This is a genomic window from Streptomyces parvulus, from assembly GCF_014648855.1.
Classification (GTDB): Bacteria; Actinomycetota; Actinomycetes; order Streptomycetales; family Streptomycetaceae; genus Streptomyces; species Streptomyces parvulus.
Map to the genome: position 1 here is coordinate 47,462 of NZ_BMRX01000014.1, position 14,414 is coordinate 61,875.

At 73.9% G+C, this 14,414-nt stretch carries 16 protein-coding genes; 5 read left to right on the forward strand and 11 right to left on the reverse strand.

Annotation, left to right across the window (positions count from 1 at the left end; translation table 11 throughout):
- Nucleotides 1-32: 32 nt before the first annotated feature.
- From IE108_RS26405 to IE108_RS26415, 3 genes are all read right to left on the reverse strand, one after another.
- Nucleotides 33-1,397 carry an amidohydrolase gene (locus IE108_RS26405; protein ID WP_064727342.1) on the reverse strand — a complete coding sequence of 455 codons (1,365 nt, stop codon included), beginning with the start codon at nucleotides 1,395-1,397 and terminating at the stop codon, nucleotides 33-35.
- Nucleotides 1,398-1,459: 62 nt separating this feature from the next.
- Nucleotides 1,460-3,316: an FUSC family protein gene (locus IE108_RS26410; RefSeq protein ID WP_079163477.1), complete on the reverse strand. Its 1,857-nt coding sequence runs from the start codon at nucleotides 3,314-3,316 to the stop codon at nucleotides 1,460-1,462.
- Between the two features lie 166 nt (nucleotides 3,317-3,482).
- Nucleotides 3,483-4,262: a nucleotidyltransferase domain-containing protein gene (locus IE108_RS26415; protein WP_064727343.1), complete on the reverse strand. Its 780-nt coding sequence runs from the start codon at nucleotides 4,260-4,262 to the stop codon at nucleotides 3,483-3,485.
- Between the two features lie 149 nt (nucleotides 4,263-4,411).
- Here IE108_RS26415 and IE108_RS26420 point away from each other — a divergent pair, with 149 nt between their 5' ends.
- Both IE108_RS26420 and IE108_RS26425 read left to right on the forward strand, forming a co-directional pair.
- Nucleotides 4,412-4,825, forward strand: a complete 414-nt coding sequence (locus IE108_RS26420; RefSeq protein ID WP_064727344.1) for a RidA family protein — start codon at nucleotides 4,412-4,414, stop codon at nucleotides 4,823-4,825.
- Entirely contained in the window at nucleotides 4,822-5,292 is a 471-nt protein-coding gene (locus IE108_RS26425) for a GNAT family N-acetyltransferase (RefSeq protein ID WP_064727345.1), read from the forward strand. The genes IE108_RS26420 and IE108_RS26425 overlap by 4 nt, the downstream gene beginning before the upstream one ends.
- Before the next feature lie 63 nt (nucleotides 5,293-5,355).
- Here the strand turns inward: IE108_RS26425 and pip are convergent, their stop codons facing one another.
- Together pip and IE108_RS26435 are read right to left on the reverse strand one after the other, a co-directional pair.
- Complete coding sequence (pip, locus tag IE108_RS26430; RefSeq protein WP_064727346.1) at nucleotides 5,356-6,321, reverse strand: prolyl aminopeptidase; 966 nt, start codon at nucleotides 6,319-6,321, stop codon at nucleotides 5,356-5,358.
- A gap of 41 nt (nucleotides 6,322-6,362) precedes the next feature.
- On the reverse strand, nucleotides 6,363-7,076 hold the full coding sequence (locus IE108_RS26435; RefSeq protein WP_064727347.1) for a uracil-DNA glycosylase: 714 nt from the start codon (nucleotides 7,074-7,076) through the stop codon (nucleotides 6,363-6,365).
- 127 nt (nucleotides 7,077-7,203) lie between these two features.
- On the opposite strand from IE108_RS26435, the gene IE108_RS26440 reads away from it, so the two are divergent.
- Nucleotides 7,204-7,764 carry an RNA-binding S4 domain-containing protein gene (locus IE108_RS26440; protein ID WP_064727348.1) on the forward strand — a complete coding sequence of 187 codons (561 nt, stop codon included), beginning with the start codon at nucleotides 7,204-7,206 and terminating at the stop codon, nucleotides 7,762-7,764.
- Nucleotides 7,765-7,786: 22 nt separating this feature from the next.
- On the opposite strand, the gene IE108_RS26445 is transcribed toward IE108_RS26440, so the two are convergent.
- Nucleotides 7,787-8,206, reverse strand: a complete 420-nt coding sequence (locus tag IE108_RS26445) for a DoxX family protein (RefSeq protein ID WP_064727349.1) — start codon at nucleotides 8,204-8,206, stop codon at nucleotides 7,787-7,789.
- A gap of 121 nt (nucleotides 8,207-8,327) precedes the next feature.
- Nucleotides 8,328-9,014: a class I SAM-dependent methyltransferase gene (locus tag IE108_RS26450; protein WP_064727350.1), complete on the reverse strand. Its 687-nt coding sequence runs from the start codon at nucleotides 9,012-9,014 to the stop codon at nucleotides 8,328-8,330.
- A gap of 205 nt (nucleotides 9,015-9,219) precedes the next feature.
- Between IE108_RS26450 and IE108_RS26455 the strand changes: the two genes are divergently transcribed.
- Nucleotides 9,220-9,477: a DUF6343 family protein gene (locus IE108_RS26455; protein WP_064727351.1), complete on the forward strand. Its 258-nt coding sequence runs from the start codon at nucleotides 9,220-9,222 to the stop codon at nucleotides 9,475-9,477.
- Between the two features lie 10 nt (nucleotides 9,478-9,487).
- On the opposite strand, the gene IE108_RS26460 is transcribed toward IE108_RS26455, so the two are convergent.
- The 4 genes from IE108_RS26460 to rpsA form a co-directional block, all read right to left on the reverse strand.
- Nucleotides 9,488-9,868, reverse strand: a complete 381-nt coding sequence (locus IE108_RS26460; RefSeq protein ID WP_064727352.1) for a tetratricopeptide repeat protein — start codon at nucleotides 9,866-9,868, stop codon at nucleotides 9,488-9,490.
- A gap of 49 nt (nucleotides 9,869-9,917) precedes the next feature.
- Nucleotides 9,918-10,538, reverse strand: coding sequence for a dephospho-CoA kinase (coaE, locus tag IE108_RS26465; RefSeq protein ID WP_064727353.1), 621 nt, complete (start codon nucleotides 10,536-10,538; stop codon nucleotides 9,918-9,920).
- A 55-nt stretch (nucleotides 10,539-10,593) separates the two neighbouring features.
- Nucleotides 10,594-11,532: a PAC2 family protein gene (locus IE108_RS26470; protein WP_064727354.1), complete on the reverse strand. Its 939-nt coding sequence runs from the start codon at nucleotides 11,530-11,532 to the stop codon at nucleotides 10,594-10,596.
- Nucleotides 11,533-11,706: 174 nt separating this feature from the next.
- Nucleotides 11,707-13,212, reverse strand: coding sequence for a 30S ribosomal protein S1 (rpsA, locus tag IE108_RS26475; protein WP_064727355.1), 1,506 nt, complete (start codon nucleotides 13,210-13,212; stop codon nucleotides 11,707-11,709).
- A gap of 227 nt (nucleotides 13,213-13,439) precedes the next feature.
- Between rpsA and IE108_RS26480 the strand changes: the two genes are divergently transcribed.
- Nucleotides 13,440-14,411: a class I SAM-dependent methyltransferase gene (locus IE108_RS26480; protein ID WP_079163478.1), complete on the forward strand. Its 972-nt coding sequence runs from the start codon at nucleotides 13,440-13,442 to the stop codon at nucleotides 14,409-14,411.
- Nucleotides 14,412-14,414 lie beyond the last annotated feature (3 nt).

The window sequence follows — 14,414 nt, forward strand, 5'->3', positions numbered from 1 at the left end:
CTTTCTTCTCGGGGCCGCCGCGCGGATGCGGTTCAGGTGTCGTATTCCTGGAGGCGCCGCCCGTGTCCGCGGTCGGTCAGGGCGGGCAGCCGCTCCTCCAACTCCCGTGCCACAGCGGGTACGTCGACGGTGAGCAGCACGCGGTCGCGCATGAGGACGCGGCCGTCGACGATCGTCGTGCGCACGTCGGCGGAGCGGGCGCTGTGCACCAGGGTGGCGGCGAGGTCGTGCACGGGCCGGGTGTGCGGTCCGGTGAGGTCGACCAGGATCAGGTCGGCCCGCAGCCCCGGCGCGATGCGGCCGACGCTGCCGCCGAGCCCGACCGCCCGGGCGCTCTGCACGGTGGCGTGGTGCAGGGCCTGACGGGAGGTCAGCCAGCGGGGATCGCCCTCGGCGGACTTCTGGATCAGGGACGTGAGCGCCATCGACTCCCACACGTCCAGGGAGTTGTTGGAGGCGGCGCCGTCGGTGGCGAGGCCCACGGGGACGCCGATGCCGCGCAGGGCGCGTACCGGCGTGGTGTCGGGCCAGGCGAACTTGAGGTAGCCGCGGGGTGCGGTCGCCACGGCCGTACGGCCCTCGGCGCGCGAGAGCAGCGGCAGGTCGGCCTCGGTGATGCCGGTGCCGTGCGCGATGAGCACGTCGGTGCCGAGGATGCCGGTGCGCTCCAGCACCTGAATCGGGGTGGCCCCGTGCCGGGCGAGGCTGGTGTCGGTCTGGTCGCGGTTCTCGGCGGCGTGCAGGTGCACCGGCAGTCCGTGGTCGCGGGCGAGTTCGGTGGTGGCGGCGAGATCGGCGTCGGTCACCGTGTAGGGGGCGTGCGGGGCGAGGGCGGTGGTGATCCGCCCGCCTGCCGTGTCCCGGTGCCGCAGCGCGAACTCCAGTGACGCCTCCCGGGCCTCGGGGCCCTGTGAGGAGAAGTACGCCTGTCCGAGCTGCGCGCGCATCCCGCACGCGTCGACGACGGCGGCGACGGCGTCCATGGCGAAGTAGCTGTCCGCGAAGGCCGTCACGCCCGCGCGGATCATCTCGGCGCAGGCCAGCCGGGCGCCCAGCGTCACGTCCCGTTCGGTCAGGTTGGACTCGACGGGCCAGACCACGTCGTTGAACCACTCCTCGGTGGGCAGGTCCTCGGCGAGGCCCCGCAGGGCGACCATCGGCGCGTGCGTGTGGCAGTTGATGAGCCCGGGGAGGGCGACCTGGCCGCGGGCGTCGATGCGGTCGGCGGCGGTCAGGCCGGCCGCGGCGGCCGCGGTCGTCACGGCGTCGACGGCCCCGTCCCGTACGACGATCGCGGCGTCCTCCTCGAACCCGATGCGCTCCCGGTCGTCGTGGACGAGGACGGTGCAGCCGGTGATGACGAGATCCGCGGGCTTCCCGTGCGAAGAAGGCGTCATGACGCCAACCTAGGGGGCGGGCGCCGCCCCGGCAGCGGTCCTACCCACCCCGCCGGGGGCGCTCACCCCGCGAGCGGCAGTCCGGGGCACTCGCCGGCCACGCGGCCGCGCCGCGCGGCGAGTTCGTCGCCGAGTTCGGCGAGCCCGGCGGTGTGGCGGGGGGTGAGCCGGCCGGTGTCGTCGAGGTGCACGGCGCAGGCGGTGGTGGTGTCGACGAGCCGTTCGAGGACCGCGGCCACCTCGTCCGTGCCCTCGGAGTGGCGGGCGAGGGCGGGCAGTTCCGCGGCGGCGCGGTCGATGGCGGCGCGTGCCTCGGCGAGCGTGCGGTAGGCCTCGCGGCGCAGCGTCCATCGGGTGGCGCGGTCGCCGGATCCGCTCAGCACGTGGGCGAGGTAGGCCTGCGCGGCGGCGTCGGCGGCGCCGATCCGGGCCCGGACGCCGCCGCCCCGCTGTCCCGGCAGCGGCAGGTGGCCGACGACGAGCACGATCGCGCAGGCCAGCAGCGTCTCCCCGATGCGGCCGGCCGAGGCCTGCGGTTCGCCGCCCACCATGACCAGGGCGAGGACGAGGACGGTGACCACGGTGGTCTGGGCGGCGAAGTGCCGGGCGGCCACCGGCACCAGGGCGCCGCAGAGGGCGACGAGGGCGACGAGCCCCGCGGGCCGGGGCAGCACGGCGGCGAGCCCGGCGAACAGCAGTGCCCCGAGCACCGTCCCGGCGGCGCGGCACAGCACCCGGGACACCAGTGGCCCCAGGTCGGGCTTGACGAGGAAGACGGCGGTGGCGGGCAGCCAGTACCAGTGCTGGTGGGAGCCGTACCAGTGGCCGTGGTGCAGCGCCTGCGCGACGGCGGCACTGGCGCCGAAGCACAGGCCGGCCCGCAGCCCGTACTCCCGGCCGCCCGCCCCGAGGACGTCGCGGGTCACGGAGGCGGGTGACCGCCTGCGGGTGTGCAGGTCCTGGTCCCTGCCCAGGTCGAAGGCGACGGCGGCGTGCAGGAGGGCGTCGTCCAGGGCGCGCAGGGCGGGGTCGGTGCGGTGGGGCGCGGGCAGCGGTCCGGCCGCGGTGTTGCCGCGCACGGCGTCCGCGAGCCGCCGGGGTCCCTCGGCGGCGCGGGCGGGCACGGGACGCCCGTCCCACGCGAGGGCGGTCGCCGCCTCGCCGAGGGGCAGGGCCGCCGCGTACTGGGCGTGCAGCCGGCGTTCGGCGGCGGTGGAGGCGCGGCGCCGCAGCCGGGGCCCGGCGAGGGCGTCCTGCGCGTGGTCGAGCGCGGCGGTGAGCGCGGCCCGGCGGGCCACGGCGTCCTCGGTGCCGACCGCGTCCAGCAGCGCGGCGACCGCGTCGTACACGCCGGCGACGGCCGCGCGCTCCCCGTCGAAGCGGAAGCCACCGGTCAGCGATCCGGGAGTGGGCAGGGCGAGCCGCAGCAGGAGCAGCCATCCGGCACCGGCGAGGAAGGCCAGTACGCTCTGCCATCCCGGGTCGGGCAGCGGCATCCCGGCGCCCACCGCACTGCCGACCAGCAGCTGCGTCCCGGCCGCGGAGGCGACGGGTCCGACGGCGCTGACGCCTCCCGCGAGCAGGCCGAGCACGGTCAGCAGCAGGGTCAGCGCGAGCGCGTCCAGGTGCTGTCCGGCGTACGTCCCGACAAGCAGCCCGGCCGCGCCGGCGAGCGCGGGTACGCCGATCCGCCGCACGGACGTCCGGCGGCCGCCGGGCCGGTCGTTGATCCCGGCCAGCATGGCGGCGATCGCGGCGACGACCCCCAGCGAGGCCCGCCCGGCCGCCAGGGCGACGACCAGCAGCGGCCCGCCCGCCAGCGCCCCGCGCGTGACCGCGTTCCAGGGCACGGGGCCCCGCTGCGCGTTCAGGGCGTGGGAGAGCCAGGGCGGGAGCACGCGGAAGGCGGTGCGGAACAAGGGGCGGGGCCTCCGGTCGTCGGGGCGAGGGCGGGGGTGAGCCTTCGGGCGACGGTGGCCGGGCTGTGGGACGTTCCCTCAACGATAAGGGAGCCCGCCCCGGAAGCGGGAACGCGTGCGTTGCGCGGGTGTGACGATCACCGTCACACCCGCCGCCTTCCGGCCGTCATGGGCGTCGCGCCGCCTCCACGGCGCGGGCGAGCAGCGCCTCGCACTCGGCGACGGCCCGCGCCAGCCGTGCGGGCTCCGGCGCCAGGCCGGTCAGGAGCTGATCGATCCCGTCCAGCCCGGCCCTCCGGACCAGCCCCTTCTCGTTGGTCACCCACTCCCCCCGCGCCGCGAGTACCGCGTGGGCCGTCTGGGTCGTGGCCAGGGCGACGGCGCCGGCGACCTGGGTGAGGGCTCCCTGGGGCACGTGGCCGGCGGCGGCGTAGGCGAGGGTGGCCGTGGCCGCGCCGTGCCAGTGCGCGGGGGCGGTGGCGCGCAGTGCGGCCGGGTAGGCGGGTCGGGGCAGCTCGCCGCGCAGCACGCGGTTGACCGCCAGTTCCGCGACCACCAGGTACGTCGGGATGCCCGCCAGGTGGAACATCAGCGGCTCGACGCGGAAGCGGCCCGCCTCCGCCTCCGCCAGCTGGTGCTCGACCACGCCGAGGTCGCGGTAGTGGACGTCCACGCGGCGCCCGTCGACCGTCAGCCAGGCGCCGCCGTTGAAGACACCGCCGCCCCAGGCGCCTGTCTCCGAGACCTCACCGGGCCAGCCGAGGGCGCGGAGGTCGTCGGGGTCGAAGCCGCCGCGGTAGTAGACCGCCATGTCCCAGTCGCTGTCGGGGCGGTGCGTGCCCTGGGCCCGGGAGCCGCCGAGGGCGACCGCGCGGACGGAGGGCAGGCCGGCGAGGCGGTCGGCGGCGCTGTCGAGGAAGACGTCGTCCGGGAGAAGGGAGGGCACCGGTGCTGGCTCCTGCGGTCGGGCGGGGGACGTTTCGGGCAGCCGAAGCCTAGGCGGCAGGCCCGCGGGGCGCGAGGGAAATTCGGGTGCGCGCGACGGGCGTTGGACGGACGATCGGGAGGTCCGCCGCCCAGCCTCCAGGAGCCCACGTGATCCAGCGTGTCACCGTGCCCGGCCTCTTCCCGCCGCCCACCTACTCCCACGCCTCGGTCGTCGAGGCGGGCACCAGGCTCGCCTTCCTCGCCGGGGCCGTCCCGCTGGACGCGGAGGGGAAGCTGGTCGGAGAGGGTGACGCCGTCCGCCAGGCCGAGCAGGTCGTGGCCAACCTCACCGAGCAGTTGCGTGCCGTCGGCAGCGATCTGGAGCACGTGCTGTCCACCGAGGTGTACGTCGTGGGCACCCGGCCCGCCGAGCTGTCCGCCGTGTGGGACGTCGTCGAGGCGTCGGGGCTCGGCACCGGCCCCCACTCCTCGACGCTCCTCGGGGTGAGCTGCCTCGGATACACGGGCCAGCTGGTGGAGATCACCGCGACGGCCGTGGTGCCCGGGGAGGTTGGTCCGTGAGTCCGGGGACGGCGGGCGGGACCGCCGTGCTGCGGCGCGCGTCGCCGGCCGACGCGAGCGCCGCGGCCGAGGTCTGGCTGCGCTCCTTCGCCGCCGCGCTGCCCACCGTGGTCCGGCCCCGCGGCGACGACGAGGTCCGGGCGTTCTTCCGGCACGTGGTGGTCGAACGGCACGAGGCGTGGGTGGCCGAGGAGCCGGGTGGCGCGGTCGCCGGGGTGATGGTGCTGGACGGCGAGGAGTTGTCCCAGCTGTACCTCGCCCCCGAACGGCGCGGGCGCGGACTCGGCGACCGGTTCGTCGCCCTGGCCAAGGAGCGCAGGCCGGACGGGCTCTCGTTGTGGACGTTCCAGGTCAACGGGCCCGCGCGGCGCTTCTACGAGCGGCACGGTTTCACGGCCGTGGAGTGGACGGACGGCGCCCGCAACGAGGAGCGGGAGCCGGACGTGCGGTACGACTGGCGGCCTTAGGCCCGGCCTCGGGCGCCACCCGTACGCCCCGGGCGTCGGGCCTCGGGCCTCGGCCCCCGGGTGTCAGGGCTCCCTGCGGGCGTACGCGTCGGTGGCCGCCACCAGTGCCTCGTCCCCGACGGCTCCGGCGTCATGCCCGGCCTCGTCCACGATCACCAGTTCGCTGTCCGGCCAGGCGTGGTGGAGTCGCCACACGGTGCCGAGGAGGTTGCCGAAGTCGAGGCTGCCCTGGACCAGGGTGCCGGGGATGCCCTTCAGCAGGTGCGCGTCCGCGAGCACCACGCCCTTCTCGTTGCCCCGGCCGAGGAAGTGGTCGTTGCCCCAGTAGTGGGTGACGGTGCGGGCGAAGCCCAGACGGAAGCGCGGGTCCTCGTACCGGGCGACCGAGCGCGGCGGCGCCGGAATGGCCGCCGTCTCCCAGTCGGTCCAGGCGCGGGCGGCCCGCTCCCGGACCGCGGGGTCCGGCGACTCCAGCAGCCGGCTGTAGGCGGCGGCCGGATTTCCCTCGCGCTCGTCCGGCGGCAGGACGGCGAGGAACCGCTCGAAGGCCTCGGGGAAGATCTTGCCCAACCCTCGGGTCAGGAGCGCCACCTCGGCGTTGGAGCCGGTCGCGACGCCGGTCAGCACCAGTTCGGAGACCACGCCGGGGTGGGTCTGCGCGTACCGCAGGCCCAGCACCGAGCCCCAGGACACGCCCCACACCAGCCAGCGCTCGATGCCGAGGTGCGCGCGGAGCCGTTCCAAGTCGGCCATGAGGTGGGCGGTGGTGTTGACTCCCATGTCGGTGTCGTGGGCGCTCGCGTGGGGCAGCGACCGGCCGGCGCCGCGCTGGTCGAGGAGGACGACGCGGTAGGCGTCGGGGTCGAAATACCGCCGGTGCCCGGGGCGTGCGCCGCTGCCGGGCCCGCCGTGCAGCACCAGCGCGGGCTTGCCGCTCGGGTTGCCGCAGGTCTCCCAGTAGACGCTGTTGCCGTCGCCGACGTCGAGCATGCCGTGTTCGTACGGTTCGATCTCCGGATACAGGCCCATCGCAGGACCGTAGCGCCGCGGGCCCCGGGCGCTCATCCGCTTTACCGGGTCGGCAGCCCGGCGGCGTCCGCCGCCGTGCGCAGCACTTCGCGGAGCATCTCGGGGGTGAGGCGGCCCGTGAAGGTGTTGCGCTGGCTGACGTGGAAGCAGCCGAAGAGCCGCAGAGCGGGGCCCTCCGCCGCGTCCAGCGTGACCTGCCGACCGTGCGCGAAGGCCGGGCGGGGCCGGGGTACGGTCCAGCCCGCGCCGGCGAAGGCGGGCAGCGCCGCCTGCCATCCGAAGGCGCCGAGCACGACCACGGCCCGCAGCGTCGGCCGCAGCAGTTCCAGCTCGCGCACGAGCCAGGGACGGCAGGTGTCGCGTTCGGCCGGGGTCGGCTTGTTGGCGGGCGGGGCGCAGTGCACCGGCGAGGTGACGCGCACGCCGTGGAGTTCCAGTCCGTCGTCGGCGGAGACCGCGGTGGGCTGCGAGGCGAGCCCCACGTCGTACAGGGCCTGGTAGAGCACGTCTCCCGAGCGGTCGCCGGTGAACATGCGGCCGGTGCGGTTGCCGCCGTGCGCGGCGGGAGCGAGTCCGACGATCAGCAGGCTCGCGTCGTCCGGTCCGAAGCCCGGGACCGGCCGGCCCCAGTACGTCCAGTCGGTGAAGGCCGCCCGCTTCGTGCGCGCCACCTCCTCCCGCCAGTCGACCAGCCGGGGGCAGGCACGGCAGCCCGCGATCCGCTGGTCGAGTACGGGGAGGCCGCCGGTGTCCATGCGTCCACCGTAGGACCTCCGGTCCGCGAGCGGCCCCGGCGCTCCCCTCGCCCGGCCGTTGCGCGATGGTCGGCGCCCCCGGAGAATCGCGGTCCCGCCCGGCGGGCCGGGCGGCTAAGGTCGGAGCATGGCTTCCGAGCATGACGAGGGCAAGGTCCCCGCGGACGGGGCGGCCGCCCCGCAGGACGCCTCCGGGGTCCCGCAAGGCGCCTCCGGGGTCCCGCGGCAGGACCCGGGGACCGCCGCCGCGATCGCCGCCGCCGAGGCGGCCGGACCGCAGAGCGGCGAGAGCGTCCGGGTGGACAGCTGGATCTGGGCCGTACGCCTGATCAAGACCCGCTCCCAGGGCGCGACCGCCTGCAAGGGCGGCCACGTCCGGGTGAACGGCGACCGCGTGAAGCCCGCGCACTCCCTGCGCGTGGGCGACGAGGTGCGCCTGCGGCACGAGGGCCGCGAACGGGTCGTCGTCGTGAAGCGCCTGATCCGCAAGCGGGTGGGAGCCCCGATCGCCGTCCAGTGCTACGTCGACAACTCCCCGCCGCCTCCGCCCCGCGAGGCCGTCGCCCCGGCCGGTGTCCGCGACCGGGGGGCCGGCCGGCCGACCAAGCGCGACCGGCGTGACATGGAGCGGCTGCGCGGACTGGAGAGCCTGGCCCGCGCCCGCCGGGACGCCGAGACCAGGCCCTGATCCGGTCCCCGGGACCGCCGCCTCAGGCGCGCCGGACCCGGAGCAGGCGGAGCAGTTCGGCGTTGTGCCCGCGGCGGGCCCGGGCGATGACCAGGAGCGGCACCAGCAGGATCAGCGGGGTCACCGCGTTCTCACCGTCGAAGTAGGTCATCTGGACGACGAAGGCGCCGACCATCAGGGCGCTCAGGCCCGCCGCGGCCACCGACTGGAGCACGGGGACGAGCAGGGCGACCGCCCCGGCCAGCTCCAGCACGCCGATCGCGTACATACCGGCATCGCCCCAGCCCATGGTGGCGAAGCTGTCCGCCGCCGAGGAGTGGCCGACGAGCTTCGGGGAGGCGCTCGCCACGGCGAAGAACAGCGCGAGGAGGACCTGCACCCCGCGCAGGGCGATCCGGGCGGTGCGTCCGGTGGTTGCGGTGGAAGCGGTGGTCTCGGCCATGGTGGTCTCCTGAGCTGTGCGGTCCGTGGGCTGTCGGGTGTTGGACCCCTCGCCGGGCCGGAACTCATCGGCGCATCACCGCTCTTGTGACGCCACTTCGGCCGCGATCGCCTCGGTGGTGTCACGGCGGTGGCATCGGCACCGCCCTCGCCCAGGTCCCGTCGTCCGTCAGATACCGGTCCACCCCGAGCCCCGCCTCCGCCAGCGCCCCCTCGAACTGCTCCTCGGTCAGCGGCCGGGCGAGGAAGGTCTGCGTCCAGACGGCGTCCGGAAACTCGTACTCCGCGCGCACCGAATTGACGCCGTCCCCCACCGGGTCCGCCGAGACGATCCGCACGGTGAAGCCGCTGGGGTCGACCCGCTCCCGCGGCAGGTTCGTGTGGTAGTCGGCGCCCTCCCGCTGGATCAGGACGCAGCCGTCGTCCGCCACGTGCCGCGCGCAGGTGCGCAGCAGGCCCCGCCGCACCTCGACGTCCCCCGCGTGGACCAGGAACGACGCCAACAGCACCACGTCGAAGCGCTCGGCCAGGCCGAGGCGCTCGATCGGGCCGCATATGGTCCGTGCTCCGCGCACGTGCTCCAGCATCTCGGCGGACTCGTCGACGGCGGTCACGGAGAAGCCCCGTTCCAGCAGCGGATGGGTCATGCGGCCCACCCCGCTGCCCAGCTCCAGGATGCGCGCACCCGCGGGAACGGCGGCGGCGACGATCTCCGGCTCGGGGCCCGGGGGCAGCCGCGCGTACAGCTCGACGGCGCATCCGTCCGGGGTGATGGCGCCGGGCCCCGTCCCGCGGTGTCCCTCTCGCATTCTCAGTTCCATGCCAGTCCAACGGGCCGTCCCCGCACACCCGTTCCCCTCCGGCGCCGGTTCACCCGACCGAGTGAACGCAGAGGGTCTCCGCCTCGCACGGCCCGGTGAACGCCGGGCCCTCGGCATGCCGTGGCCCGCGCGAGGCGGGCCGTTTCCCCCTCGTGGCGGGGCGGAGTACGTTGCAAGGAGGAGCGATGATCCGATGCGTACGGGCAGTGAGCCGGCCACCGCGCGCAGTGCGCTGCGAGCGCGGTTCTGGCTGAGCCTGTGGGGGCTGGTCTGGGCGGTCTTCGGAACGGCCGCGTTCGCGCTCACCGGCCGCACGGGGTGGGCCGTCGCCTGCGGGGTGCTCTGGCTGGTGGCGACCGTGGACCTGACGGTGGTCCTGCGGCATCTGCGCCAGGGCCCGCACTACCAGCCGGGCCGGGACGTCCCGCCGTATCCGCCGCCGCGGGATTGACCCGCGGGCCTCAGGAGTCGAACCGGGCCTGCTGGAGGTACTCGGGGTTCGGGTCGAGGGCCGCCGCCAGCCGGAAGTGCCGTCGCGCCTGGTCGGGACAGCCCCGGCGCTCGTAGGTGCGGGCCAGCGCGAAGTGCGCGAAGGCGTTGTCCGGCTCGCGCTCCAGGACGATGGTGAACTCCAGCTCGGCCGGCCGCAGTTGCGCGGCGGCGAAGAAGGCACGCGCGCGCAGCAGCCGCGCCGCGGTGTTCTCGGGGTGGGCGCCGATGACCGCGTCGAGCAGCTTCACCGCGCCCCGCGGGTCCCGTGCGGCGAGCAACTGCTCGGCGGCACGGAAGTCGATGACGTCCGTCTCAGGGGTACGTCCGGTCGAACCGCTGGTCTCGGGCACGGCAGAGTCCTTCCCTCACTGGAAGGGATCAACGCCCGCGCGCGGTGCCCTATTCCTGTGCCGTCCGGCGCGGGGCGCGGGCCCGGCGGGTCAGCTCGGACCACACCTCGGCGACCCGCCGCCGCAGCTCGTCCAGCGGTACGTCGTTGTCGACGATCACGTCCGCGATCTCCCGGCGCTGCTCCCGTGTCGCCTGCGCGGCCATGCGCGCCCGCGCGTCCTGCTCGGTCATGCCGCGCAGCCGCACCAGCCGGTCGATCTGGGTGGCCGGGTCGGCGTCCACGACGACCACGAGGTCGTACAGCGGGGCCAGGCCGTTCTCGGTGAGCAGCGGGACGTCGTGGACGACGACGGCGTCCGCGTCGGCCGCCTCCTCCAAGGCCCGGGAGCGTTCGCCCACCAGGGGGTGCACGATCGCGTTCAGCTCGGCCAGCCGCTCCGGGTCGGCGAAGACGATCGAGCCGAGCTTCGGGCGGTCCAGGCCGCCGTCGGCGGCGAGCACGCCTTCGCCGAAGGCCGCCACGACCGCCGCGAGGCCCGGCGTCCCGGGGGCGACGACCTCGCGCGCGATCAGGTCCGCGTCGATCAGTACGGCGCCGTGCTCGACGAGCAGCCTGGACACCTCGCTCTTGCCGGCACCGATCCCGCCGGTCAGACCCACCTTCAGCATGAGCGGAAGCTTAGGGCCTGCCGCCGGCGGTCCGGTCGCCGGGAGGCGGGCGCCGTCAGTTGTCGCCCTCCCGGTCCGCCAGGAACTGTTCGAACTCGCGGCCGATCTCGTCCGCCGAGGGGATCTCGACGGGCTCGGCGAGCATGTTGCCGCGCGTCTCGGCGCCCGCCGCGGCGTCGTACTGGTGCTCCAGCCCCTGGACGAGGGCGGTCAGCTCCTCGTCGCCCTCCTGGATCTGGCGGTCGATCTCCGTCTGGGTGCGGTGGGCGTCCGTGCGCAGGGAGTGCGCGATGCCGGGCAGGACCAGGCCGGTCGCCGCCGTGATCGCCTCCAGCACGGTCAGGGCCGCGTCCGGGTAGGCGGAGCGGGCAATGTAGTGCGGGACGTGGGCGGCGACGCCCAGCACGTCGTGGCCGGCCTGCGCGAGCCGGTACTCGACGAGCGCCTCGGCGCTGCCGGGGACCTGTGCCTCCTCGAAGGGGCTGCGATGGCCCGGCACCAGGTCGGTGCGGGTGCCGTGCGGGGTGACGCCGACGGGCCGGGTGTGCGGGACGCCCATGGGGATGCCGTGGAAGCTCACCGCCAGGCGGACGCCGAGGCGCTCCACGATCTGCGCGACGGCGGCGGCGAAGCGCTCCCATTCGACGTCCGGCTCGGGCCCGGACAGCAGCAGGAACGGCGCTCCGGTGGCGTCCTGGACGAGCCGCACCTCGATGGTGGGGTCCTCGTAGTCGGTCCAGCCGTCCCGCTTGAAGGTCAGCAGCGGGCGGCGCGCCCGGTAGTCGACGAGCCGGTCGTGGTCGAAGCGGGCGACGACCTGGTGGGGCAGCGTGTCGAGCACCCGCTCGACGATCTGGTCGCCCGTCTCACCGGCGTCGATGTATCCGTCGAAGTGGTAGAGCATGACCAGTCCGGCCGACTCCTGCGCGAGCGCCATGTCGACGACGGCCAGGCCCTTCGGCTCCCATGCGTACAAATCCTGCGGATCAAGCACAGTGTCCGCTCCCCTCGTCGTGTTCACCGGTCACAACGTCCCGGCGGGGAGGGGCATTCCCGGTGGCGGCAAGGAGCGTGATCTTGACGCAACGCCAAGGGGCCGCACCCCGAAGGGTGCGGCCCCTTGATCAACCGCTAACGGTCAGCCGCCGAGGATCTCAGCGGTGCGCGTTCAGCTCTGGCCGCCGGCCAGCTTCTCGCGCAGCGCGGCCAGCGCCTCGTCCGACGCCAGGGCGCCGGAGTTGTCGCCGCCCTCGGAGGAGTACGAGCCGCCGCCGCCACCGGAGGCGGCCGGAGCCGCACCCGCGGTGTCGGTACCCTCGGCCGCGGCCTTCTCGTCCGCCTCGCGGGACTTGATGACCTGGGCCTGGTGCTGCTCGAAGCGCTGCTGCGCCTCGGCGTACTGCGTCTCCCACGCCTCGCGCTGGGTCTCGTAGCCCTCGAGCCAGTCGTTGGTCTCGGGGTCGAAGCCCTCGGGGTAGATGTAGTTGCCCTGGTCGTCGTAGGACGCGGCCATGCCGTACAGGGTCGGGTCGAACTCGACCGTCGACGGGTCGGCACCGAAGGCCTCGTTGGCCTGCTTCAGCGAGAGGCTGATGCGGCGGCGCTCGAGGTCGATGTCGATGACCTTGACGAAGATCTCGTCGTTGACCTGGACGACCTGCTCCGGGATCTCCACGTGGCGCTCGGCCAGCTCGGAGATGTGGACCAGACCCTCGATGCCCTCGTCGACGCGGACGAACGCACCGAACGGAACCAGCTTCGTGACCTTGCCGGGCACGACCTGGCCGATCTGGTGGGTGCGGGCGAACTGCTGCCACGGGTCTTCCTGGGTCGCCTTCAGCGACAGGGAGACACGCTCGCGGTCCATGTCGACGTCCAGGACCTCGACGGTGACCTCCTGGCCGACCTCGACGACCTCGGAGGGGTGGTCGATGTGCTTCCAGGACAGCTCGGAGACGTGGACCAGACCGTCGACGCCACCCAGGTCCACGAAGGCACCGAAGTTGACGATCGAGGAGACGACGCCGGAACGGACCTGACCCTTCTGGAGGGTCGTGAGGAACGTCTGGCGGACCTCGGACTGGGTCTGCTCCAGCCAGGCACGGCGGGACAGGACCACGTTGTTGCGGTTCTTGTCCAGCTCGATGATCTTCGCCTCGAGCTCCTTGCCCACGTAGGGCTGGAGGTCGCGGACGCGGCGCATCTCGACCAGGGAGGCCGGAAGGAAGCCGCGGAGGCCGATGTCGAGGATGAGACCACCCTTGACGACCTCGATGACGGTACCGGTGACGATGCCGTCCTCTTCCTTGATCTTCTCGATGGTGCCCCAGGCACGCTCGTACTGGGCGCGCTTCTTCGAGAGGATCAGGCGGCCTTCCTTGTCCTCCTTCTGGAGAACAAGGGCCTCGATCTCGTCACCGACGGCGACGACCTCGTTGGGGTCGACGTCGTGCTTGATCGAGAGCTCGCGGCTCGGGATGACACCTTCGGTCTTGTAACCGATGTCGAGCAGGACCTCGTCCCGGTCGACCTTCACGATGACGCCGTCGACGATGTCGCCGTCGTTGAAGTACTTGATCGTCTCGTCGATCGCGGCGAGGAAGGCTTCCTCGTTACCGATGTCGTTGACCGCTACCTGCGGGGTGGTGGCGGTGGTCTCGGTGCTGCTCGTCATGTGGGAAAGGGCTCCGGTACGGACATTGAAGTCGTAGGTACTGCTTACGCCGGGAGCCCGTTTCGCACTGTAGAAGCCGGACAGCCAAGTAAGCGCCACCGAAAAAACACTGGTGACGCCTCGAGAACCGAGGGGACATACAACAGATGCGAGCGCGACCTGCTACGTCTGAGGTGCGCAGGCCCGCAGCGCAACTTGTAGCATACGGGGGCAGCCGGGCAGGGTCAATGCGCGAAGCCGCACACCCGGGGCGGATCGTCGCATACCCGGCACAAAAGCTGTCCACCGAGGCCACATGGACCCCTGAACGTCCCTCGCGTGACCCGGAGCGGGCGGCTCGGAAGAGCCCGCAGACTAGTACGAGGGAGCCGGTCATCCAAGAGCCCGTAGCGTCCGAGGCCGTGGACCCAGAACCCGAGGCCACCCGGCGTGCCGCCGGCGTCACGGAGAGTTCCCGCGCCAACCGCGGCTGGTGGGACCGCAACGCGGACGAGTACCAGATCGAGCACGGCACCTTCCTGGGCGACGACCGCTTCGTGTGGTGTCCCGAGGGCCTCGACGAGACGGAGGCCGAGCTGCTCGGTCCGCCGGAGGACCTGAAGGGCAGGGACGTCCTGGAGATCGGCGCCGGCGCGGCGCAGTGCTCGCGCTGGCTGACCGCCCAGGGTGCCCGTCCGGTGGCCCTCGACCTCTCCCACCGCCAGCTCCAGCACTCCCTGCGGATCGGCGGCGGCTTCCCCCTCGTGTGTGCGGACGCGGCCGCGCTGCCCTTCGCGGACGGCTCGTTCGACCTGGCGTGTTCGGCGTACGGCGCGCTGCCCTTCGTCGCCGATCCGCGGCTGGTGCTGCGGGAGGTGCGCCGGGTGCTGCGCCCGGGGGGCCGGTTCGTCTTCTCGGTCACGCATCCGCTGCGCTGGGCGTTCCCGGACGAGCCGGGCCCCGAGGGGCTCTCGGTCTCGGCGTCGTACTTCGACCGCACGCCGTACGTCGAGCAGGACGACGAGGGCCGCGCGGTGTACGTCGAGCACCACAGGACCCTCGGCGACCGGGTGCGGGACGTGGTGACGTCCGGGTTCCGGCTGGTGGACCTGGTCGAGCCGGAGTGGCCGGACTGGAACACCTCCGAGTGGGGCGGCTGGTCCCCGCTGCGCGGGCATCTGATCCCGGGCACGGCGATCTTCGTGTGCGAGCGCGACTGAGCC